Annotated in this window: 16 protein-coding genes and 1 pseudogene; 12 read left to right on the top strand and 5 right to left on the bottom strand. The window is 73.1% G+C overall.

Annotated elements, in window-relative coordinates; genetic code table 11:
- Positions 1–13: 13 nt before the first annotated feature.
- Together panB and DMB66_RS18235 are read right to left on the bottom strand one after the other, a co-directional pair.
- Positions 14–844, bottom strand: coding sequence for a 3-methyl-2-oxobutanoate hydroxymethyltransferase (panB, locus tag DMB66_RS18230; protein WP_125805292.1), 831 nt, complete (start codon positions 842–844; stop codon positions 14–16).
- A gap of 98 nt (positions 845–942) precedes the next feature.
- Positions 943–2,742, bottom strand: coding sequence for an NAD+ synthase (locus DMB66_RS18235; RefSeq protein ID WP_125805293.1), 1,800 nt, complete (start codon positions 2,740–2,742; stop codon positions 943–945).
- 167 nt (positions 2,743–2,909) lie between these two features.
- Here DMB66_RS18235 and DMB66_RS18240 point away from each other — a divergent pair, with 167 nt between their 5' ends.
- The 3 genes from DMB66_RS18240 (at position 2,910) to DMB66_RS18250 (ending at position 5,132) form a co-directional block, all read left to right on the top strand.
- A complete protein-coding gene (locus DMB66_RS18240) occupies positions 2,910–4,262 on the top strand; it encodes a glutamine synthetase family protein (protein ID WP_125805294.1) in 1,353 nt (450 codons plus the stop codon).
- 83 nt (positions 4,263–4,345) lie between these two features.
- Entirely contained in the window at positions 4,346–4,771 is a 426-nt protein-coding gene (locus DMB66_RS18245; protein ID WP_125805295.1) for a DUF350 domain-containing protein, read from the top strand.
- A 31-nt stretch (positions 4,772–4,802) separates the two neighbouring features.
- Positions 4,803–5,132 carry a hypothetical protein gene (locus tag DMB66_RS18250; RefSeq protein WP_125805296.1) on the top strand — a complete coding sequence of 110 codons (330 nt, stop codon included), beginning with the start codon at positions 4,803–4,805 and terminating at the stop codon, positions 5,130–5,132.
- On the opposite strand, the gene DMB66_RS18255 is transcribed toward DMB66_RS18250, so the two are convergent.
- Positions 5,101–6,270 carry a low temperature requirement protein A gene (locus tag DMB66_RS18255; protein WP_125805297.1) on the bottom strand — a complete coding sequence of 390 codons (1,170 nt, stop codon included), beginning with the start codon at positions 6,268–6,270 and terminating at the stop codon, positions 5,101–5,103. The two genes, DMB66_RS18250 and DMB66_RS18255, sit on opposite strands and share 32 nt — an antisense overlap.
- 106 nt (positions 6,271–6,376) lie before the next feature.
- Here DMB66_RS18255 and DMB66_RS18260 point away from each other — a divergent pair, with 106 nt between their 5' ends.
- The 7 genes and pseudogenes from DMB66_RS18260 (at position 6,377) to DMB66_RS18290 (ending at position 16,736) form a co-directional block, all read left to right on the top strand.
- Positions 6,377–6,814 carry an N-acetyltransferase gene (locus DMB66_RS18260; RefSeq protein ID WP_233624660.1) on the top strand — a complete coding sequence of 146 codons (438 nt, stop codon included), beginning with the start codon at positions 6,377–6,379 and terminating at the stop codon, positions 6,812–6,814.
- A gap of 65 nt (positions 6,815–6,879) precedes the next feature.
- Positions 6,880–7,665, top strand: a complete 786-nt coding sequence (locus tag DMB66_RS18265; RefSeq protein ID WP_125805299.1) for a type 1 glutamine amidotransferase — start codon at positions 6,880–6,882, stop codon at positions 7,663–7,665.
- Positions 7,666–10,701 carry a bifunctional [glutamine synthetase] adenylyltransferase/[glutamine synthetase]-adenylyl-L-tyrosine phosphorylase gene (locus tag DMB66_RS18270; protein WP_125805300.1) on the top strand — a complete coding sequence of 1,012 codons (3,036 nt, stop codon included), beginning with the start codon at positions 7,666–7,668 and terminating at the stop codon, positions 10,699–10,701.
- Positions 10,694–12,319 carry a hypothetical protein gene (locus DMB66_RS18275; RefSeq protein WP_125805301.1) on the top strand — a complete coding sequence of 542 codons (1,626 nt, stop codon included), beginning with the start codon at positions 10,694–10,696 and terminating at the stop codon, positions 12,317–12,319. The genes DMB66_RS18270 and DMB66_RS18275 overlap by 8 nt, the downstream gene beginning before the upstream one ends.
- Before the next feature lie 42 nt (positions 12,320–12,361).
- A pseudogene (gene mptB / locus DMB66_RS18280) lies at positions 12,362–14,056 on the top strand (polyprenol phosphomannose-dependent alpha 1,6 mannosyltransferase MptB); the annotation flags it as partial.
- Positions 14,057–14,088: 32 nt separating this feature from the next.
- Positions 14,089–15,498: a polyprenol phosphomannose-dependent alpha 1,6 mannosyltransferase MptB gene (mptB, locus tag DMB66_RS18285; RefSeq protein ID WP_199752463.1), complete on the top strand. Its 1,410-nt coding sequence runs from the start codon at positions 14,089–14,091 to the stop codon at positions 15,496–15,498.
- On the top strand, positions 15,495–16,736 hold the full coding sequence (locus tag DMB66_RS18290; RefSeq protein ID WP_233624665.1) for a glycosyltransferase 87 family protein: 1,242 nt from the start codon (positions 15,495–15,497) through the stop codon (positions 16,734–16,736). The genes mptB (DMB66_RS18285) and DMB66_RS18290 overlap by 4 nt, the downstream gene beginning before the upstream one ends.
- Here DMB66_RS18290 and DMB66_RS18295 read toward each other — a convergent pair.
- Positions 16,667–19,750 (bottom strand): BTAD domain-containing putative transcriptional regulator, encoded by a 3,084-nt coding sequence (locus DMB66_RS18295; protein ID WP_125805303.1) that lies wholly within the window; start codon positions 19,748–19,750, stop codon positions 16,667–16,669. The two genes, DMB66_RS18290 and DMB66_RS18295, sit on opposite strands and share 70 nt — an antisense overlap.
- A 96-nt stretch (positions 19,751–19,846) precedes the next feature.
- On the opposite strand from DMB66_RS18295, the gene DMB66_RS18300 reads away from it, so the two are divergent.
- Entirely contained in the window at positions 19,847–20,539 is a 693-nt protein-coding gene (locus DMB66_RS18300; protein ID WP_125805304.1) for a pentapeptide repeat-containing protein, read from the top strand.
- A gap of 48 nt (positions 20,540–20,587) precedes the next feature.
- Here DMB66_RS18300 and DMB66_RS18305 read toward each other — a convergent pair whose 3' ends face one another.
- Complete coding sequence (locus DMB66_RS18305) at positions 20,588–20,956, bottom strand: RDD family protein (RefSeq protein WP_199752464.1); 369 nt, start codon at positions 20,954–20,956, stop codon at positions 20,588–20,590.
- A gap of 314 nt (positions 20,957–21,270) precedes the next feature.
- Here DMB66_RS18305 and DMB66_RS18310 point away from each other — a divergent pair.
- On the top strand, positions 21,271–21,660 hold a 390-nt coding region (locus DMB66_RS18310; protein ID WP_199752462.1), incomplete at its 3' end, for a glutamine synthetase beta-grasp domain-containing protein.

Here is a 21,660-nt window from a genome sequence, read left to right on the forward strand (position 1 = left end):
CCCTGGTCGGTGGTTAGAAGGTGTGCTCCTCGGCCGGGAACTCGCCGCCGCGGACCTCGTCCGCGAACTGCCGGGTCGCCTCGGTGAGAATGCCGGACAGATCGGCGTAGCGCTTCACGAAGCGCGGCGCCTTGCCCTCGCGCAGGCCGGCCATGTCCTGCCAGACCAGCACCTGCGCGTCTGTGTCCGGGCCCGCGCCGATGCCCACCGTCGGGATGGTGAGCTCCTTGGTGATCTGCTTCGCCACCTCGCCGGGCACCATCTCCAGCACCACCGCGAACGCGCCCGCCTCGGCCACCGCGCGGGCGTCGGCGATGACCTCCTCGGCGTCGCTGCCGCGGCCCTGCACCCGGTAGCCGCCGAGGGTGTGCTCGCTCTGCGGGGTGAACCCGACGTGTGCCATGACCGGGATGCCGGCGCCGGTGATCGCCCGGATCTGCTCGGCGACGCGGCGGCCGCCCTCGAGCTTGACGGCGTGTGCGCCGCCCTCCTTCATGAACCGGACGGCCGTGCGCAGCGCCTGGGTCGGGCCCTCCTCGTACGAGCCGAAGGGCAGGTCACCCACGACCAGGGCGGTCTTCGTGGCCCGGACCACCGCGCGCACCAGGGGGAGCAGCTCCTCCGCGGTGACCGGCAGGGTCGTCTCGTAGCCGAAGACGTTGTTGGCCGCGGAGTCGCCGATCAGCAGGACCGGGATGCCGGCCCGGTCGAAGATCGAGGCCGTGTACTGGTCGTAGGAGGTCAGCATCGCCCAGCGGTCGCCGCGCTCCTTGGCCGCGATCAGGTCGCGGGTGCGGACCCGGCGGGTGGCGGGGCCCCCGTACAGGGTGGGGATCTCAGACATCTTCGTCTCCTTCCCTCGAGGCCGCGGTGCGCGGTCCCCGGGTGTCTTCGAATCGTCGCACCCGGGGCGTGGTGCCGGTCAGGGTTGAGTGGAACCGGTCACACCCCCTCGCGGAAGCGATTCGTGATGGGCAGGCGGCGGTCCCGGCCGAAGGCCTTGATGGAGATCTTGGTGCCCGGCGCGGACTGCCGGCGCTTGTACTCGGCCAGGTCGACCATCCGCAGCACCCTGTCCACCAGCGCGACGTCGTGACCGGCCGCGATGAGATCCTCGCGGCCCTGGTCGCCGTCGATGTAGCCGGCCAGGATCGCGTCCAGCACCTCGTAGTCGGGCAGCGAGTCGCTGTCGACCTGGCCCGGCCGCAGCTCCGCGCTCGGCGGCTTGACGATCGAGTTCTCCGGGATCGGCGGCTCGCCGCCGCGCCGGGCCGCGTCCTGGTTACGCCACTTCGCCAGCCGCCAGACCATCGTCTTCGGCACGTCCTTGAGCGGGTTGAAGCCGCCGACCGAGTCGCCGTACAGGGTCGAATAGCCGACCGCCAGCTCGCTCTTGTTACCGGTGGTCAGCACCAGGTGACCCTCCTGGTTCGACAGCGCCATCAGGATGACGCCGCGGACCCTCGCCTGCAGGTTTTCCACCGCCAGGCCGGAGAGCGACATGTTCGCCAGGAAGGCGTCGACCATCGGCTGGATCGGCTCGCTGCGGTAGTCCAGGCCGGTGCGCTTGGCCAGGTCGGCGGCGTCGTCGCGGGAGTGCGTGGAGGAATAGCCGCTGGGCATCGAGACAGCCACCACCCGCTGCGGGCCGAGCGCGTCGACGGCGATCGCGGCGACCACGGCCGAGTCGATGCCGCCGGACAGGCCGAGCACGACCGAGCGGAAGCCGTTCTTCTCCACGTAGTCGTGCAGGCCGAGGGTGAGGGCCGACCAGATCTCGGCCTCGTCGGTGACCCGCTCGGCGATGCCGCCGACCGCCGGGCCGTCGGTGAGCGGGCGCGGCGCGGCGCCGACGACGAACCGTTCGATCGCCATCTCCTCGTCGCGGCGCTGCTCGACCCGCGGCGACTCGCCGGCCGCGCCGACCGGCCCGGCCGGGTTGGCGGTGGCGTCCGCCGCCGGCAGGTCCAGGTCGTGGACCAGCAGCTCGGCGGTGAACTGGCCGGCCCGGGTGAGCAGCTCGCCGGCGGCGGTCACGATCATGGAGTCGCCGTCGAAGACCAGCTCGTCCTGGCCGCCGACGGTGTTCACGTACGCGATCGTCGCGCCCGCCTCGGCCGCCCGGCGCTTGACCAGCGACAGCCGGATGTCGTCCTTGTTCAGCTCGTACGGTGAGGCGTTGATGTTGACGACCAGCCCGACCCCGGCCCGCCGGGCGGCGGCGAACGGCCCGCCCGCCTGCCACAGGTCCTCGCAGACGGTGAGCGCCACGTCGACGCCGCCGAGGCGGACGACCGTCAGCGAGTCGCCCGGCTCGAAGTAGCGGTCCTCGTCGAAGACGCCGTAGTTGGGCAGGTGGTGCTTGAAGTAGGTGGCGGCGATCCCGCCGCCGAACAGCAGCGCGGACGCGTCGCGCCGGCCGCTGCCGGGCACGGCGTCGGAACTGGTCGGCGCGGGGCCGTCGGCGTCGACGTAACCGACCACCACGGCGAGGTCGCCCAGGCCGTCCGCGGCCAGGTCGGCGGCGAGGGTACGCAGGGCGGCCCGGGACGCGGCCACGAAGGAATTCCGGAAGACCAGGTCCTCGATCGGGTAGCCGGTGAGCATCATCTCGGGGAAGGCGACGAGGTGGGCCCCGGCGTCGGCGGCCGCACGCGACCAGTGCCGGACGGCGGCGGCGTTGCCGGGGATGTCCCCGACGGTGGAGTTCACCTGGGCGAGAGCGACGCGCAAGGAAGGCATGCCGTTATTCTTCCCCAGCGTCGGCCTCCCATGTCGGCGTCCCCTGCCGTACCGTCTGTGATCAACACAGGGCCCTACCCGGGGGCAGCCCCCGGGCCGTGGTCAGCGTAATCTCGGCGTAACGGGACCGGGAGAGACTGATCGCCGGGCAAGTACGAGGGGTTGACGTGGACCGACAGCAGGAGTTCGTGCTTCGTACGCTCGAAGAGCGCGACATCCGTTTTGTCCGGCTTTGGTTCACCGACGTGCTCGGCACCCTGAAAAGCGTGTCCGTGGCCCCCGCTGAGCTCGAGTCCGCCTTCGAGGAGGGCATGGGCATCGACGGCTCGGCCATCGAGGGCTTCGCCCGGGTCTCCGAGTCGGACATGGTCGCCATGCCCGACCCGACGACGTTCCAGGTCTTCCCGTTCGAGGGCGGCGTCAGCGGCGAGAGCGCCCGGATGTTCTGCGACATCCTGCTGCCCGACGGCAGCGCCGCCTGGGCCGACCCGCGGCACGTGCTGCGCCGGATGCTCGCCAAGGCGGCCGAGAAGGGCTTCACCTTCTACACCCACCCCGAGGTCGAGTTCTTCCTGGTCCAGGACGGCCCGCTGGACGGCTCGGTGCCGATCCCGGTCGACGGCGGCGGCTACTTCGACCACACCACGCACTCGGTCGCCCGCGACTTCCGCCGCCAGGCCGTGCTCGCGCTGGAGCGGATCGGCATCTCGGTCGAGTTCAGCCACCACGAGGTCGCCCCCGGCCAGCAGGAGATCGACCTGCGGTATGCGGACGCGCTGACCACCGCCGACAACATCATGACCTTCCGGCACGTGGTCAAGGAGGTCGCGCTCTCCCAGGGGGTGCGCGCGACGTTCATGCCCAAGCCATATACGGACCAGCCCGGCAGCGGCATGCACACGCATCTGTCGTTGTTCGAGGGCGAGCGCAACGCCTTCTACGACGGTGAGGATCCGCTCAAGCTGTCCAAGACGGCCCGCGCCTTCATCGCCGGCCTGCTGGTGCACGCCCGGGAATACACCGCGGTCACCAACCAGTGGGTCAACTCCTACAAGCGGCTGTTCCCGCTGCAGCTGCCCGACCGGATCACCGAATCGCCGGCGTTCGTGAGCTGGGGCGCCCTGAACCGTTCCGCGCTGGTCCGGGTCCCCGCCTTCGGCAAGCCGAATTCGGCCCGCGTCGAGGTCCGCTCGATCGACTCGGCGACCAACCCGTACCTGGCCTTCGCGGTCATGCTCGGTGCCGGTCTCAAGGGCATCGAGGAGGGCTATGAGCTGCCGCCGGGCGCCGAAGACGACGTCTGGTCGCTCTCGCCGGCCGAGCGCAAGGCGATGGGCTACGAGGCCCTGCCGGAAAACCTGGCCGAGGCGATCGACGTGATGGCCAAGTCGGAGCTGATCCCCGAGGTGCTCGGCGAGCACGTCTTCGACTTCTTCCTGCGCAACAAGCGGCAGGAATGGGAGCAATACCGCCGCGAGGTCACCCCGTACGAGCGCCAGCGGTATCTCGGTACGCTCTGATATCCACAATCGGCCCGGCGGGGGACCACCGGCGTGCACAGTTCCGATACGGTGCCCTCTGACGCCGTGACGAGGGAGAAGCCGTGCTGGAAGATCTGCTTGAGGGTGCCGGGCGCAGCATTGTGTTCGGCCTGGTCGGCATCGGGCTGATGGCAGTCGGCTTTCTGCTGATCGACCTGCTGACCCCGGGCAAGCTGCGAGACCTGATCTGGGTGGAAAAGAACCCGAACGCCGCCCTGCTGCTCGCGGCCAACCAGGTCGGCATCGCGCTGATCGTCTTCACGGCGATCTTCACGAGCTACAACGACTTCGTCGAGGGCCTGCTCTCCACGGTGATCTTCGGCCTGCTCGGCATCGCGGTGATGGCCGTGGCGTTCCTGGTGCTCGACTGGATGACCCCCGGCAAGCTCGGCGAGGTCATCTGCACCCCGGAGCGGCACCCCGGGGCCCTGGTCAGCGCGGCCTCGCACTTCGGCGCGGCGCTGATCGTCTGCGCCTGCATCGCCTGACCCCGCGCGGCGGGCTGGGGAGGGAGGCGTCTTGAGCGAATTCCAGGAGCTGGCGGGCCGAGTGGCGGCGCTGGAGGAACGTCTGGGCCAGGAGGCGGGTCTGCGGGCCAGCCAAGACCGTGACTTGTCGAGCATCGAGCGCACGGCGCGGGCGCAGCATCATCTCCTGCAGGCGCTGGCGCTGACGCAGTCGGAGCACAACGACAAGATCGACCGGTTGGATGATCGGCTCGCCCGGGTTGAGGCGAAGATCGATGGGCTCACCGACGGCGTGGCCCAGATCATCGAGCTGTTGGGCCGTCTGGACATGCCGGATAGCGGGGGGGCCTTCATGATCCCGGGGTTCGGCCGAAGTCGCTGATCGCGGTGCTGCCGCCGGCCCGCCGTACGCCCGGCAGGTCCTCGATGATCGCGGCCGCCGCCATGATCAGCGGGATCGCGGCGAGCTGGCCGACCGCCAGGACGTGCCCGAGCGGGATGGTGGCGAGCACCACCAGCGCGGCCACCGCGCGATGCGCCCAGCCCTGCAGGCCCAGCCGGAGCAGGAAGGCCGCGTGCCCCACCTGGTAGAGCGCGACCCCGCCGCCGACCGCGATCGCCTCGCCCCAGTGCAGCGGCTCGAAGGCGTGCCCGACGGTCTTCTTGATGCCGGCGGCGAGCACGACGATGCCGAGCACCATCACGTAGTGCGCGTAGCCCCAGCCGTCCACGGCGAGCCGTGCTCGCCGCCGCGGATCGGTCGTGCGGGCCAGGACGTGCTCGGAACGCTGGTCGTCGCCGGCGAAGTAGATCCACCACAGGTAGTAGGCGATGCACAGGCCGAGGACGGCCACCGGGATGGTGCCCTGGTCGAGGCGCACGTCGCGGAAGCCCAGCCCGATCGCGACGATCGACTCGCCGATCGCGACGATCATGACCAGGCCGTGCCGCTCCACGAAGTGCCCGGCCCGGATCTGGTGCAGCTCGAGGTTGTGCACGTGGCCGGCCGTGATCTGCACCAGCGGCGCGGCGATCCAGCACAGGTGGCGGTACGGCTCCGGCAGCAGGCCGCCCGCCAGCACCAGCACGGCAGCGAGGATGTTGAGCGGGGCGAGCTGCTTCGCCGCCTGCCGTGAGCCGGCGCCGGCATGCAGGAACAGCGCGGAGTGCACCAGGTTGACCACGAGATAGCTGACCCCGAAGAGCCAGCCGTACTCGCCGAAGGACTCCGGCACCGCGAGCGCCATCACCAGGAAGCCGGCCATCCCGGCCAGCAGCAGGGTGCGCCGGGTGGAGCTGTCCGGGGCGACGGCGTTGGTGAGCCAGGCGTAGCCCGAATACATCCACCAGATCACGAAGAGCATCAGCAGCACGTCGGCGAGTGCGGCCAGGGTGACGTCCTCGGCGAGCGTCCAGGTCAGCTGGGTGACCGTGAAGACGAAGACGAGGTCGAAGAAGAGTTCCAACGTCGACACCCGGATGCCGGATTCCGCCGGTGGGGCGGCTGCGGACTCAGTCATGGTCGCAGCCTAGGGCTCGGCGATGTGGCCTGACGACCGCCGCGGCCGGCCGGCCGCGGGCCGAATTCCGGTCGCCCGGACCGGCGCGGTCAGCGATGATGCCCGCGTGGATCTCACTCTGGAACCCGTGACCGCCGACAACTGGCGGGCCTGTGCCGCCCTCACCGTGCACCCCGGCCAGCGGGAATATGTCAACGCCGTGACCCACTATCTCTGCCTGTGCCATTACGGCGACGTCTGGCAGCCGCTCGCCGCGGTGCGGGACGGCGAGGTCGTCGGCTTCTGCATGTGGGGGATCGATGACGACCGCAGCCGGTGGATCGGCGGTGTCGTCGTGGACGCCGGCCGCCAGCGCACCGGGATCGGCCGCGCCCTGGTCCGGACCTTGATGGACCGGCTCGCGGCCGAGCCGGACTGCCCGAACGTCGCCCTCAGCTACCGCCCGGAGAACGAGGTCGCCCGCGCGCTCTACGCCTCCCTGGGCTTCGTCGAGACCGGGGAGACCGACGACGACGAGATCGTGGCCCGCTGGACGAAGCCGTAGCCACCGGCGCGACCAGAACGGGTGGGCCGCAGGCCGATGTCGGTGCCACCCGATAGCCTCGGAGCGTGGGTACAGCACTGGTAATCGAGAACGATCCGTCCGACGACCTCCGCAGGCTGGGTGAGTGGCTCACCGAGGCCGGCCTGGAGCTGACCGTCGTGCGGCCGCACGCGGGCGACCCGCTGCCCGAGACGCTGGAGGGGCACGTGGCCCTGATCGTCCTCGGCGGCGACCAGAGTGCCTATCCGAACGCCGCCGGCGATCCGGGCGCGCCCTGGTTCCCCGCCGTCGAGGGGCTGCTGCGCAAGGCGGTCCGCCACCACGTGCCCACGCTCGGGGTCTGCCTCGGCGGCCAGTTGTTGGCGACGGCGCACGGCGGCCTGGTCGAGCGCAGCACCTCCGGGCCGGAGATCGGGCCCGGCCTGGTCGGCCGGCGCGACGCGGCGGACGGCGACCCACTGTTCAAATACGTGCCGCTGCTGCCCGACGTGGTGCAGTGGCACAGCGACGAGATCACCGAGCTGCCCATCGGCGCCGTCCTGCTGGCCGCCTCGTCGCGCTATCCGCACCAGGCGTTCCGGCTCGGCGACCGGGCCTGGGCCCTGCAGTTCCACATCGAGTGCGACGCCGACATGATCGCCGACTGGACCCGGACGGACGTGGCCACGCTCGACGAGCTCGGTTACGACGCCGAGGCGGTGGTGGCGGCCACCGCCGAGATCCTCGCCGACGTCGAGGAGGTCTGGCAGCCGTTCGCGGCCCGGTTCGCCGCGCTCGCCCTCGGCACCCTGCCGGACGCCGACATCCCCCATCCCGGCACCATTCGCACCCTGCCCCTGCTGGGGCAGTAGGTGACCAGGCCCAGCCGGCTGGCCCGGTACGGCTTCGCCGACAACGGCGTCCGCGCGGCCGACCTGCTCGGCCCGAGCGGGCTGCGGCTGTGGGACGCCGAGTCGCAGTCCCCGGTCGACTCCGACGCGGGTGAGCTGATCAACGCGCTGTCCCGGGCCGCGGATCCGACGCTCGCGCTGCGCCAGCTGCACCGGATGATCGACGCGGTGGCCCGGGCGGCCCAGCGGGTGAACGGCGGCCCGGTGACCGGCCCCGGCGGGGAGATCACCGAAAGCCCGGCGGCCGACGCCGTCCTGCACGCGATCTACGCCGACGCCGGGCTGCGCCGCCGGCTGATCGCGGTGCTCGGCGCCTCGTCCGCGCTCGGTGATCACCTCGTCGCCAACCACGACCAGTGGCGCGTGCTCGCCACCGGCAAGACCGGGTTGCCGCCGAACGCCGAGGGTCACCTTGAGTTCGGTGACTCGACGGGTGAGGGCCCGCCGACCGTCCCGCTGCTGCGCACGGCATACCGGATCGCCCTGCTGCGCATCGTCGCCGCCGACCTGACCGGCGGCCGGGGCCTGGAGCCGACCATGGTCGCGCTGTCCCGCCTGGCCGACGAGACCCTCGCGGCGGCGTACGCGATCGCGGTCGCCGGGCTGCCCGGCGGCACCGGCCGGCCACGGCTCGCCGTGGTCGCGATGGGCAAGTGCGGCGGCAACGAGCTGAACTACGTGTCCGACGTGGATGTCATCTTCGTGGCCGCCGGCGACGAGGATCTCAGCGCCGGCACGATCGTCGCCGCCCGGCTCATCGAGGTGTGCGGGCAGGTCGCCTGGCCTGTCGACGCCGCGCTGCGCCCCGAGGGCAACCGTGGCCCGCTGGTCCGCACCCTGGCCAGCCACCAGGCGTATTACCGCCGCTGGGCCCGGACGTGGGAGTTCCAGGCGCTGCTCAAGGCCCGGCCGGCCGCCGGCGACCTGGAGCTGGCAGCCGAGTGGCTCGACGACCTGGCGCCGCTGATCTGGCACGCCGCCGAGCGGCCCGAGGCGGTCGCCGACGTCCGGGACATGCGCCGCAAGATCATCGACAACGTGCCGGCCCGCGAGGTCGAGCGGGAGATCAAGCGCGGCCCCGGCGGCCTGCGCGACATCGAGTTCGCGGTGCAGTTGCTGCAGCTCGTGCACGGCCGGATCGACGAGACGCTGCGCGAGCCGGGCACCCTGCCGGCGCTGCGCGCGCTGGTCGCGGGCGGCTATGTGGGCCGCGACGACGGCGAGACGCTGCTGCGCGGATACCGCTTCCTCCGCAGCGTCGAGCACCGGCTGCAGCTGCAGAATCTGCGGCGCACGCACACCGTGCCCGACGATCCGAAGGCCCTGCGCTGGCTCGCCGCGGCCCTCGGCTACAAGGCGGTGGCCGGGCGGGATGCCGTCCAGGAGTTCCGCTCCGACTGGGTCGGGCACGCGGCGCACGTCCGCCGCCTGCACGCCAAGCTGCTCTACCAGCCCCTGCTGGAGGCGGTCGCCCGGGTGCCGGCCGAGGCGCTGCGGATGACGCCCGAGTCGGCCGGGCGCCGGCTGGAGATCCTCGGTTTCGCCGACCCGGTCGCGGCGCTGCGCCACCTGCAGTCGCTCACCGGCGGGGTGAGCCGCACGGCGGCGATCCAGCGCACCCTGTTGCCGATGCTGCTGCAGGAGTTCGCGGACGCGCCCGAGCCCGACCGCGGCCTGCTCAACTACCGGCACGTCTCGGAGAAACTGGGCACCACCCCCTGGTATCTGCGCCTGCTGCGCGACGGCGGCCCGGTCGCCCGCCGGCTCGCCCGCGTGCTCAGCCTCTCCCGGTATGCGACCGACCTGCTGATCCGCGACCCGGAGGCGCTGCGGCTGCTCGCCGACGACGCCGAGCTGCAGCCGCGCCCCCGCGACGTGCTGCTCGACGGCTTCATCGCGGCCGCCGACCGGCATCTGCGCGACGACACCCCCGACGCCACCAAGGCCATCACCGCGGTCCGTGCCCTGCGCCGCCGCGAGCTGTTCCGGCTGGCCTGCGCCGACATCCTGAGCCGGGCCGAGGAGCTGGCCCCGGCGCACCCGCTCGACGTGCACGCCATCGGCATCGCGCTCTCCGACGTCACGGACGCGACCCTGGGCGCGGCGCTGCACGCCGCCCGGCGGGTGCATCCCGGCCCGGAGGGACTGCGCATCGCGGTGATCGGCATGGGCCGGCTCGGCGGATACGAGATGAGCTACCCCTCCGACGCCGACGTGCTGTTCGTCTACGCCCCGCCCGAGGGCATGTCCGACGGCGAGGCGAGTGCCTCGGCGCACGCCGTCGCCGAGGAGCTGCGCCGCACCCTCGCCGCGCCGGCGCCCGACCCGGCCCTCGGCGTCGATGCCGACCTGCGACCGGAGGGCCGCCAGGGCCCGCTGGTGCGCAGCCTGAACGCGTACGCGCAGTATTACGCCCGCTGGTCGAAGGTGTGGGAGTCGCAGGCGCTGCTGCGGGCCCGGTTCGTGGCCGGCGACGTGGGGCTGGGCCGCGAGTTCGAGCGGCTCGCCGACTCGATGCGCTATCCCGGCGGCGGCCTGACCCGCGAGCAGGTCATCGAGATCCGGCGGATCAAGGCGCGGGTGGAGACCGAGCGGCTGCCCCGCGGCGCCGATCCGAACACCCACGCCAAGCTGGGCCGCGGCGGGCTGGCCGACGTCGAATGGGCGGTGCAGCTGCTGCAGCTGCGCCACGCCTACGCGCTGCCGGAGCTGCGGATGACCCGCACCCTCGAGGCGCTGACGGCCGAGCTGAAGGCCAAGCTGGTCGACCGGGTCGACGCGGCGGCGATGACCGCGGGCTGGACGCTGGCCGCCCAGGTGCGCAACGCGCTGACCCTGGTCCGGGGCCGGCCGACCGACCAGCTGCCCCGGCACGGCGTCGAGCTGGCCGGGGTGGTGCAGCTGCTCGGCGGCGGCGACCCGGGCGAGTTCGTCGACCGCTATCTGCGCATCACCCGGCGGTCCCGGGCGGCGATGGAGCGCGTCCTCGATGCCTGAGCCGCACCGGCGCGGGCTCCCGAGGGTGCTGGCGCCGACGCTCGGCGTGTCCGTGCTGCTGTCGGTCGCGTTCCTGCTCGCGCCGGCCATGGGCACCGACCTCGCCGCGCAGCAGGCCCGGGCGGACTTCTTCGCCGAGCACGGCTGGGCGCCCGTCGACTTCGGCTGGTACGGCGGGGTCGGCCAGTTCGGATACAGCCTGCTGACCGCGCCGCTGGGGTCGGTGGTCGGGATGCGCGTCCTCGGTGCGGTGGCGGCGGTGGTCGCCTCGGTGGCCTTCGGCTGGCTGCTGTGGCGGACGGGCGCGCGGCGACCGCTGGCGGGCGGGCTGATCGGCGCCCTGGTCCTCGCGGCCAACCTGGCGAGCGGCCGGATCACGTTCGCCGTCGGCCTGGCCCTGGCCCTGGCCGCGCTGTGCGTAGCTGCCACGGAGCCGTCCGGGTCGGGGGCCGCGGGGCTGTCCGGGCCTGGATGGCGGTGGCTGCGGATCGCCGGTGTGTTCGTGCTGAGTGCCCTTGCCACCTGGGCCAGCCCGGTGGCGGGGCTCTTCGCCGGGCTGGCGGGCGCGGCACTCCTGCTCACCGGGCCGGTCCGGGCCGGGTTCCGGTCCTGGCGCCCGGACCCGTGGTGGCCGCAGGCGTTGAGCCTCTGCCTGGGCCCGGTGCTGGCGCTGGCACCCATGGCCCTGCTCTTCGGCAACGGCGGCCGTCAGCCGTTCACCGCCGAGTCCATGAAGATCCATATCGCGCTGGCGGTGCTGGTCGTGCTCGTCGTTCCGCCGCGGTGCCTCGCCGTGCGGATCGCCGGCGCGCTTACCGTCGTCCTGCTGCTCGGCGCCTTCTATCTGCCCAGCCCGATCGGTTCCAACGCGCTGCGGCTGCCGATGCTCTTCACGATCCCGGTGATCGCCGCCCTCGCCCAGCTCGGCCGCGCCCGCCTGGTGCTGCTGCTGGCGGCCGTCTTCTGGTGGCAGCCGTTCGTCGTCACCGGCGATCTGGGCCGGGCGGGTTCGCCCGAGTCCCGCCCCGGGTTCCATCAGCCCCTGGTGCGGGAGCTCGCCCGCCGGGCGCCGGGCCGGGTCGAGGTGGTGCCGCTGCGGGACCACTGGGAGTCGGTGTACGTCGCCGACCAGGTGCCCCTGGCCCGCGGCTGGGAGCGCCAGGTCGACACCGATCGCAACGCCCTCTTCTACCGCGACGCCCTGTCCCCGCAGGACTACGTCGCCTGGCTGCGCGCCAACGCCGTCTCCTACGTCGCGATCGCCCCGGCGGCGGTGCCCGACCGGTACGCCCGCGGCGAGTCCGCCCTGGTCCTGAACGGCGTGCCGGAGTTGCGGGAGGTGTGGCGGGACGACACCTGGCGCCTCTACGAGGTCACCGGGGCGCAGCCGCTGGTGTCGGCCCCCGCCCAGCTCGTGCGCAGCGACCGCGGCGGCGTCACCGTGCGCGTCCCGCTGGGCAGGGATGTGCTGGTCCGGGTGCACTGGTCGCGCTGGCTGAGCCTGGCCGGGCCCGCGGCGTGCCTGACCGCCGGGCCGGACGGCTGGACCGAGCTGCGGGTCACCACGCCGGGCGAATATCGGCTGACCAGTTCCCTGCGCCCCGGGCCGAAGTGCTGAGGGCCCGCAGGGGATGAGCCCCCGGCCCGGCCCGGCAGTCGAGGGGCCGCGTCGTCACAAGATTCGGCCTTCCGCGCCGCGGTGAGCAGGCGAGACGCTTCCCGGTACGCTGGCGCGCATGCCACGGTCACGAGGGGTCTCCACGAGGCCGGTGTCATGATCCAGGGGCTGCTGGCCCGCCCCGCGTTCCTGCGGTGGTTGGGCTTTTTCGGTGTTGTCTGCTGTGCCGTCGATGCTTTCCTCTACGGCGCCGCCCCGTACATCCGGCGCAACGTCAACGTGGTGAGCGTGCTGCGCGAGCCGGCCGGCCCGCTCATTCTGCTGTTGTGGGTCGTGGGGCTCGCGGCGCTGTGCACCGCCTGGTGGTACGGGCGCCGGCTGCGGATCTCCACCCGGTGGATCCTGGGGACGGCCGCGCTGTGGAGCGCGCCGATGCTGATCGTCCCCCCGCTGGCCAGCCGCGACATGTACGCGAATGCTTGCCAGGGCGCGCTGGTGCACGCCGGTCTCAACCCGTACCTGGTGGGTGTCTCCGCCCAGCCCTGCCCCTGGCTGGACTCCGTCTCGGTGGTCTGGCGTGACACGCCGACCCCGTACGGTCCGGTCTTCCTCGTCCTGGCGGGACTGGCCGCGGCGTTCGGTTCGCAGGCGGCCGCGATCGCGGGTTTCCGGCTGCTCGCCGTGCTGGGCGTCGTCGCGATCGCGGTCTGCCTGCCCGTGCTGGCTCGGCGGGTGGGCGCGCCCACCGACCGGGCGCTGTGGCTGGTGCTCTGCTGCCCGCTCGTCCCGGTGCACCTGATCGGCGGCGGGCACAACGACGCGCTGACCGTGGCGTTCATGGTCGCCGGCTTCGCGGTGCTCGCCGCACCGTCGAGAACGGTGCCCGCCGAACCGTCGAAAACGGTGCCTGCCGAACCGGCGATAACAGTGCCCGCCGAACCGTCGAAAACGGTGCCTGCCGAACCGGCGATAACAGTGCCCGCCGCACCGTCCAAGAAGGTGCTGGCCGCGCCGTCGAAGAGCTGGGCCGTGCTGGTCGCCGGGGGTGCCCTGCTCGGTCTCGCGGTCTCCATCAAGATCACTATCGGGGTCGTCCTGCCGTTCGCGGCGCTGCTGGCCGTCGGCGGGCTGCGCGCCGCCGGGTGGGGCGGGCTGCTGCGGCGCGGCGGGACGGTTGTCGGCGCCGCGCTCGCCGTCCTGGTGGCCGGCTCGTTCGCCTCCGGGCTGGGCCTGGGCTGGCTGACCGCGCTCTCCGGCGCGGGGGAGTCGGTGAACTGGTCGTCACCGCCGACCGCCGTCGGGCTGGCCGTGGAGGCGGCGGGCCGGTGGTTCGGCGCCGACCTGCGGGTGGTGCCCGTGGTCCGCGCGGTCGCGCTGGTGCTGCTGGCGGTGTCGCTGCTGGTCATCCTGTGGCGCTTCCGGGACCGGGATCCGCTGGTCGGCGCCGGGCTGGCGTTGCTGGCCGTGATCTTCTTCGCGCCGATCACCCAGCCCTGGTATCTGTTCTGGCCGCTGGTGCTGTTCGCGGTCGGCACCGCGCGCGCCCGGTGGCTGGCCGGGACGATCGTCTTCGCGATGGCCACGATCCTGCCCGAGGGGACCGGGGTGTTCCGGCCGCTCGGCGTGCCGATGTCGTTCGCGATGATCGTCCTCATCGGCTGGATCCTGCACCGCACCGTGACCTGGCTGCGCGGTGCGGAGTTGGTGACCCGCGAGCCCGCCGGTGCGGCCCGGTGAGGGTGGTCAGATGGGGTGGCCTGGCCGGAAGCATGCTGGTCGCGGCGGCTGCTTACCTCGGCGGTTCGCCGTTCGCCAGGGGGACCACGGTCACGCCGGGGACGATGCTCGCCGGGCGGCAGGGTGTGCTGCTGCCGCTGTGCTGGGTGCTCGGCCTGACGGCGCTGCTGTGTGCCTGGTGGTTCGGGCGGCATCGAGTGCCGTCGACCCGGTGGGCGTTGGTCACCGCCGGGCTGTGGGTGCTTCCGGTGCTGCCGATGCTTCCGCTGGGCAGTGAGGACGTCTACTCGTACGCCTGCCAGGGTTTTGTCCAGCATGCCGGCGGCGATCCCTATGCGGGCGGCGTCCAGAGTTTCGGCTGCCCGTGGCTCGGTTCCGTGTCGACGACCTGGCGCACCTCCCCGGCGCCGTACGGTCCGCTTTTCCTGCTGCTGGCGGGCTGGGCCGTGGCGCTCGGCCACTCGCTGCAAGGGGTGATCGCCGGACTGCGGATCATCGCCGTGGCCGGCCTCGCCCTGGTCGCGGCGGGCCTGCCCGTGCTGGCGCGCCGGGCCGGCATCGACCCGGCGCGGGCGGTGTGGACCGTGCTCGCCTGCCCGCTCGTGCTGATCCACCTGGTCTCCGGCGCCCACAACGACGCGCTGATGGTGGGCCTGCTCGTGGTCGGGCTGGCCCTGGTCGCGGGCCGTCCGCCCCAGCCAGGGCCGGACGGGTCGTCCCAGCCAGGGCCGGACGGGTTGTCCCCGGCGGTGCCGGTCGCGGCGCGGCTGTCGGCGGTGGTGCTGGCCGCGGCCGGCGTCGCGCTCGGCCTGGCAGTGGCGGTCAAGGCGACCGCGATCGTGGTGCTGCCGTTCGCCGTCCTCGCGGCTGTCCCGCCGCCCGCGCCGATCCGGGCGCTGTGGCGGCCTGCCGCCCTGATCGCGGCCGGGGCCGTCGGCGCCGCCGGCCTGGTGTCCCTGGCCTCCGGGCGTGGCCTCGGCTGGGTGACCGGCCTGCTGCGCAGCGGTGACACGGTGGCGTGGACCTCGCCGTCGACCGCCGTCGGACTCACCGTGGACCTCGTCGCCGGCACGGACGCCGTGGGGGTGACCCGCGTCCTCGGCGTGCTGCTGCTCGTGGTCGTGCTCCCGGTGCTGTGGTGGCGGGCCCGCGCCGGCGGCGCCCTGCCGGGCGCGGGACTGGCCCTGGGAGCGACGGTGCTCTGCGCTCCCGTGTTCCACCCCTGGTATGCGATCTGGCCGCTCGCCGTGCTGGCGGCGACCGGTCCGGAACGGCGGTGGGTGCTGGGCCTGTGCGCGCTCGCGGCCACCCTCACCCTGCCGGCCGGCTACAACTGGGCCCTGTTCACCCTCGTGCCCGGCGCCCTGGTCGTCACCGCCGCGCTGCTGGTGCTGGCCGTCCGTCAGGTCCGCCGGCTGCGGCACCGTAGGGTGTTCGCGTGACGCGCCGGGCCTGGACCATCGCCGCCCTCGCGGCCCTGCTGTCCGCCGTGGTGCTCTGGTGGACGGCCGATCTGCACGGCTTCTTCGACTCGAGGGTCTACTCCGGCGCCGTCCGGTACTGGTTCCGCGACGACGGCATGGTCTACGACTGGCTCCAGCCCGGCACCCCGTACGGCTTCACCTATCCGCCGTTCGCCGGGCTCGTCATGGTGCCGATGGCGTTTCTGCCGTTCTGGCTGGTCCTCGTGCTCGCCTGCGCGGCGACGGTCGCCAGCACCGCCCTGGTCACCTGGTGGCTGGCCGGGCCGATGATCCGGCGCTCGCGGTGGACGCCGCGGCTGGCCGGTGCCGTCGCCGTGGCGCTCGCCCTGTGCTTCGAGCCGGTCCGGGAGACGTTCGGCTTCGGGCAGGTCAACACCCTGCTGCTCGCGCTGGTCGCCGGGGATGTGCTCTTCGGGGTGGCGCGCGGCCGCAAGTGGGCCGGCATCGGCATCGGGCTGGCCACCGCGATCAAGCTGACCCCCGGCGTCTTCATCCTCTACCTGCTCGTCACCGGGCGCTGGCGGGCGGCCGGCACGTCGATCGCCGCGGCCACCGTCGCGACGCTGGTCGCCGCGGGCCTGTATCCGGACGAGTCCCGCGAGTTCTGGACCGCCGCGTTGTGGGACACCAACCGGGTCGGCAACCTCGAATACCTTTCCAACCAGTCGCTGCGCGGCATGCTCGCGCGGCTGCCGCTGGACACCGTCGAATCGAAGGTCTGGCTGGTCTGTGTGCTGGCCACCCTCGCCTTCTGGGTCTGGCGGGTGCGGGCCGCCGCGCGGTTGGCCGACCACCTGGGCGCGCTGGCCCTGACCGGCCTGCTCGGCTGCCTGATCAGCCCGGTCACCTGGGTGCACCACTGCGTGTGGCTGCTCCCGGCCATCGTCCGCTGCGTCGACGCCGGCCTGTCCGCCGACCGCGATCGCCGGCCGCTGTGGCTGGGCGCGGCCGTGTACGTGTTGCTGACCTCCCGGCTCACCTGGGCCTGGGAGCACGGGCCCCGGCCGCCGCTGGCGCTCATCGGCAGCAACCTCTACGTCTGGTGCGGCCTGGCGCTGCTGATCTGGATGCCGCTGGGCGTGCCCGACGGCCGGCCGCGGATCCCGGGCGGGCCGGCCGTGCCGGCTCAGGCTTCGCCGGACAGCCCGGTGGCCTCCGGCGCGGTCGCCATGGTGATCGAGCCGCCCGAGCGGTAGGCCTGCTCGTAGCACTCGTCGCCCAGGGCGGCGCGGGCCAGCCCCGCGATCCGGTCGGTGTCCGGCATCGACCGGTCCGGCGCGCCACGTACGGCGTCGGCGGCGCCGAGCAGCAGCGCGGCCCGGGCCGGCTCCCCGACGCGCATCGCATAGTCGGCCGCTCCGACCAGGACCTGCGCCATCACCGGCGAGTCCTGCGAACTCGCCGCCAGCTCCACCGCACCCTGGTGCAGCTCGCGCGCCGCGAGCAGGTTTCCGGCGGCACCCTCGATCAGCGCCTGGGTCGAGCGGGTCATCGCCCGGAACTGCGGCGCGTACCGGGAGCTGTCGATGAGCTGCGCGGCCCGGGCCATTCGCTCGCGGGCCTCCTCCAGCGCGCCCTCCTCGCGGGCCATCGTGGCGTAGCCGTACTCGACCGACGCCATGATCTCCGACAGCCCGATCTCCTCGGCCGCCTCCCGGGCCTGCTTGAGCAGCCGGCGCGCCTCGGCCCGGTCGCCGGCGAGCCAGAGCTGATGGGCCAGCTTCATCTCCAGCTGCGGCAGGTCCTCGCGGATGCCGACCTCGCGGACCAGGGCGATCGCCTCCCGCTGCCAGGTCACCGCGTCCTGGAAGTGGCCCTGGGCCGCGGCCATGTCGCCGAGCGCGCTGAGCGTGAAGCCGATGCCCCAGCGTTCGCCGGTGTCCCGGAACCCGTCGAGCGCCTCGCGCAGCTCGGCCCGGGCCACGTCGGCGCCCTGCCCGAAGTTGAGCCGCAGCTGCGCGACGATCAACTTGGCGATGGCCCGCAGCCACGGATCGGGGTCGGCGAAGAGCGGCTCGATCAGGTCGAAGCTGCGCAGCTGGCCGCCCTCATGGAAGATCGCCGAGAGCGGCTGCAACAGCCGCAGCACCGGATGCTTGGCGTCCGGGCCGGCGCCCTCCCGCTCGGCGGCCCGGAACCAGCCCTTGACCTCGTCGACCGGCGCGGCACCCTCAAGCCCGTTGAGCGCCGAGTACGCGTACGTCAGCGCCTTGTCCTCCGGGTCCGTCTTGCCGCCGAGCGTCAGCACCTCCCGGGCCAGCCCGCAGCCCTCGGCGCGGTGCCCGCGCAGCCACCAGTACCAGCCCAGCCGGGCCGTCAGCGCCGTCGCGGTCCGCGCGTCCCCGGCCCCGATCGCCGCCCGGATCGCCGCGTGCAGGTTGTCGTGCTCGATGCTGAGCCGGCGCAGCCAGGTCAGCTGATCGGCCCGGCGCAGCTCCGGCTCGGCGGTGTCGGCCAGCGCCAGCAGGTAGCGGGCGTGCGCGACCCGCAACCGCTCGGTCTCGCCGGCCTCGGCGAGGCGCTCCAGGCCGTACTCGCGGATGGTCTCCAGCATCCGGTAGCGGTCCCCGGCCAGCACCAGCAGCGACTTGTCGACCAGCGCGCCGAGCAGGTCGACGTCCGCGTCGCAGACCTGCTCCACCGCGGTCACGTCGGCACCGCCGTGGAACACGGCGAACCGCCGCCACAGCGCCCGCTCGGCGTCGTCGAGCAGGTCCCAGCTCCAGTCCACGACCGCCCGCAGCGTCTGGTGCCGGGGCAGGGCGGTGCGGCTGCCGTTGGTGAGCAGCCGGAACCGGTCGGCCAGGCGGCTCGCCAGCACCTCGACCGGCAGCGTGCGCAGGCGGGCGGCGGCCAGCTCGATGGCGAGCGGCATGCCGTCCAGCGCCCGGCAGATGCCCACGACCGGGCCGGTGGTCCGCGGATCGAGCGCGAAACCGGGCCGGACCGCGCTCGCGCGGTCCAGCAGCAGGCGTACGGCCGGATAGCTCGCCGCCTGCGCCTCCGTCGGCGGCAGCGCGAGCGGCTCGACCGGCCACAGCTGCTCGCCGGGAATGCCCAGCGGCTCGCGGCTGGTGGCGAGCAGCCGCAGCCCCGGCGCGCTCCGCAGCGCGGCGTCGGCGACCTCGGCCGCGGCGCCGATGAGATGCTCGCAGTTGTCGAGGATGAGCAGCAGCTCCTTGCCGGCGAGCGCGTCCGTCAGCCGGGTCAGCGGCGGCGCCGACTCGCCGGCCTGGCCGCCGCCGGGCCGGCTGATCACGAGCTGGCTGCGCAGCCCCAGCGCCGTCATGATCGCCTGCGGCACCTCGGCCGGATCGCTGATCGGCGCCAGCTCCACCCGCCACACGCCGTCCGGGTGGTGCGCCGTGAGGGTCTGCCCGGCCTCGACGGAGAGCCGGGTCTTGCCGCTGCCGCCGGGACCGGTCAGGGTGACCAGCCGGTGCCCGGCGACCAGCTCACGGACCACCCGCAGGTCGGCCTCGCGGCCGACGAAGCTGCTCACCCCGGCGGGCAGGTTGCCCCGGGCCCGCCGGTGCTGCCCGCGCAGCGTCTCCACGTGCAGGGCGGCGAGCTCGGCGGACGGGTCGGCACCCAGGGCGTCGGCCAGCTCGGCGCGGATCCGCTCGAAGACGGTCAGGGCCCGGCCGGGATGGCCGGCCGCGATCAGCGCGCGCATCAGCAGCGCCGCCAGCGGCTCGTGCAGCGGATGCCCCGCGACCAGGGCCTCCAGCTCGCCGACCAGGTCGGCGTCGCCGCCGGCCCGCAACCGGGCCTCGGCAACCTCCAGCCGGGCGGTCAACCACAGCTCATCCAGGCGTACGGCCTCCGCGCGCGCCACGTCGGGGAACTCCGTCGGGCCTCGCCACAGCGCCAGCGCCTCATCGGCGTGGCCCTGCGCGACCAGCCGGGCGAAGCGGTGCGCGTCCACCCGGTCCCGCTCCAGGTCGAGGCGATAGCCGGACGGGGTGACCGCGATGGCGAGCCCGGGCGCGGCGCGGCGCAGCCGGGAGACCAGCGCCTGCAGCGCGCCCGCGGCGCTGCCGGGCGGATCGGCACCCCAGACCCCGTCGACCAGCCGGTCCGTGGAGACGGCGCGGCCGGCGTCGAGGGCGAGCAGGATGAGCACGGTACGCAGGCGTGCGCCGGCGACCGGCACCGTCGTACCGGTGCCCGCTCGCAGCTCGACCGGACCGAGCACCGCGATATCCACGCTGTCGATTCTGCTCCCCGGCCGCGACCGGGTTTCCCGGCGTGGCCGGTTTCGGGCGCGGTAAGGGCTCCGGAGGCCTGCCCTTAGGGTGGGCGGATGCCTGCCACCCGCCGTAGCCCGACCCGACAGAGTGCGCCACGGCGGACGGGGGAGCCGCGCAAGCCCGTGGTGCCCGCTTCGCTTGCCGACGCCCAGCAGGATCTCGAACCGGAGGCGGCGCTGCACGCGCTCGGCTTCTCCGGTAGCGATCTGTCCGGCCGGGAGGCGGAGGCGGTGGAGCTCGCCCAGTGCCGGTTCCGCGGGGCGGACCTGTCCGGCTCGGTGCTGGCGCAGCTCACCATGACCGACTGCCTGGTGCAGACCTCGAACTGGGCGAACGTGCGCAGCGACGGCGGTGCCCTGCGCCGGGTGATCTTCGAGGAGTCGCGGATGACCGGCTTCGCCGTCACCGACGGCAAGCTCGGCGACGTCACCTTCGCCCAGTGCCGGCTCGACCTGTCCGGCTGGCGCTTCACCGGCTTCGACAACGTGCACTTCACCGGCTGCAACCTGACCGGGGCGGACTTCACGAACGCCGACCTGCGCGGCGCCCGGTTCACCGGCTGCGACCTGACCGGCGCCCAGTTCCACCACGCCACCATGGACGGCGCCCGGTTCCGGCGCTGCGAGCTGGACGGGATCGCCGGAATCACGAGCTGGCGCGGCGCGATCGTGCACCCGGACGACCTGCTGGCGCTGAGCTACACGCTGGCGGGCGGGCTCGGCATCAAGGTCGACCCGGAGGACTGACCCGGCGCCCGCTCGCTCTTTCGGCGCGGGCCGGCTTGCGCGTGCGGGCTATCTGGTGCGCGGGGGCAGGGCGACGACGATCGAGCCGGCCGCGCGGTCGTGCAGGCCGCGCCGGTCGCCGTCCATGATGACCGCCGGGACGAGGAGGGCCAGCAGGAGCCCGCGCAGCAGGCCCCGCGGGATGCCGATGGCGCCGCCGTCGACCGCGGACACCGCCCGGAGCCGGGCCAGCGACATGCCCAGCGTCTGTCCGAACAGTCCGATGAAGAGCGCGTTGAACAGAATGAGCACGACCACGGGCGGCCAGGCCACGACCCGCGGATCGGCGTAGAAGCTCGCGATGATCAGGCAGAGCGCCCAGTCGATGAGCAGCGCGGCGAAGCGGCGGCCGAAGTTCGCGGGCCGCAGCACCGTCAGATCGAGGGCTTCGGCCTTCTCTGGCGGGGTGGGGGAGCCGTTCGCGGGTGTCGCCACGGCCACGAGAGTAGTAGTGGGACCGCTGGGATGTTGCTGTGGGCGTACCGGTGACCGGATTTTGGCCCGCCGGGCCGCGACCGGCGGTAGGGTCCGGGGGGTTGTGGGTAAGCAGAGTTGTCGGCGAATCGTGGCGCCGTAACACGCCGGTAACAATAGGGATACGCCTGGGCAACCCCGGACCCATAGCGTCGCGACCAGCCTTGCTTCGTGGCGGCTCACGCCGCCCGGTTCCAAATCCTGTGCCAGGAGGACGTGTGTTCGCCAATCCCGAGGAACTCCTGCGATACCTCAAAGACGAGGACGTCAAGTTCGTCGACGTACGGTTCTGTGACCTTCCCGGCGTGATGCAGCACTTCAACATGCCGGTGGAGTCGTTCGACGACAGTGTGGTCACGGACGGTCTCGCCTTCGACGGATCCTCGATCCGCGGGTTCCAGGCCATCCACGAGTCCGACATGATGCTGCTGCCGGACGTCACGACGGCCTTCGTCGACCCGTTCCGGATCCAGAAGACGCTGGCCCTGAACTTCTTCATCCACGACCCGTTCACGCGGGAGGCCTACTCGCGCGACCCGCGCAACGTGGCGAAGAAGGCCGAGACCTACCTCGCGTCCAGCGGCATCGCGGACACGGCCTACTTCGGC

This window comes from Actinoplanes sp. ATCC 53533 (assembly GCF_003947245.1).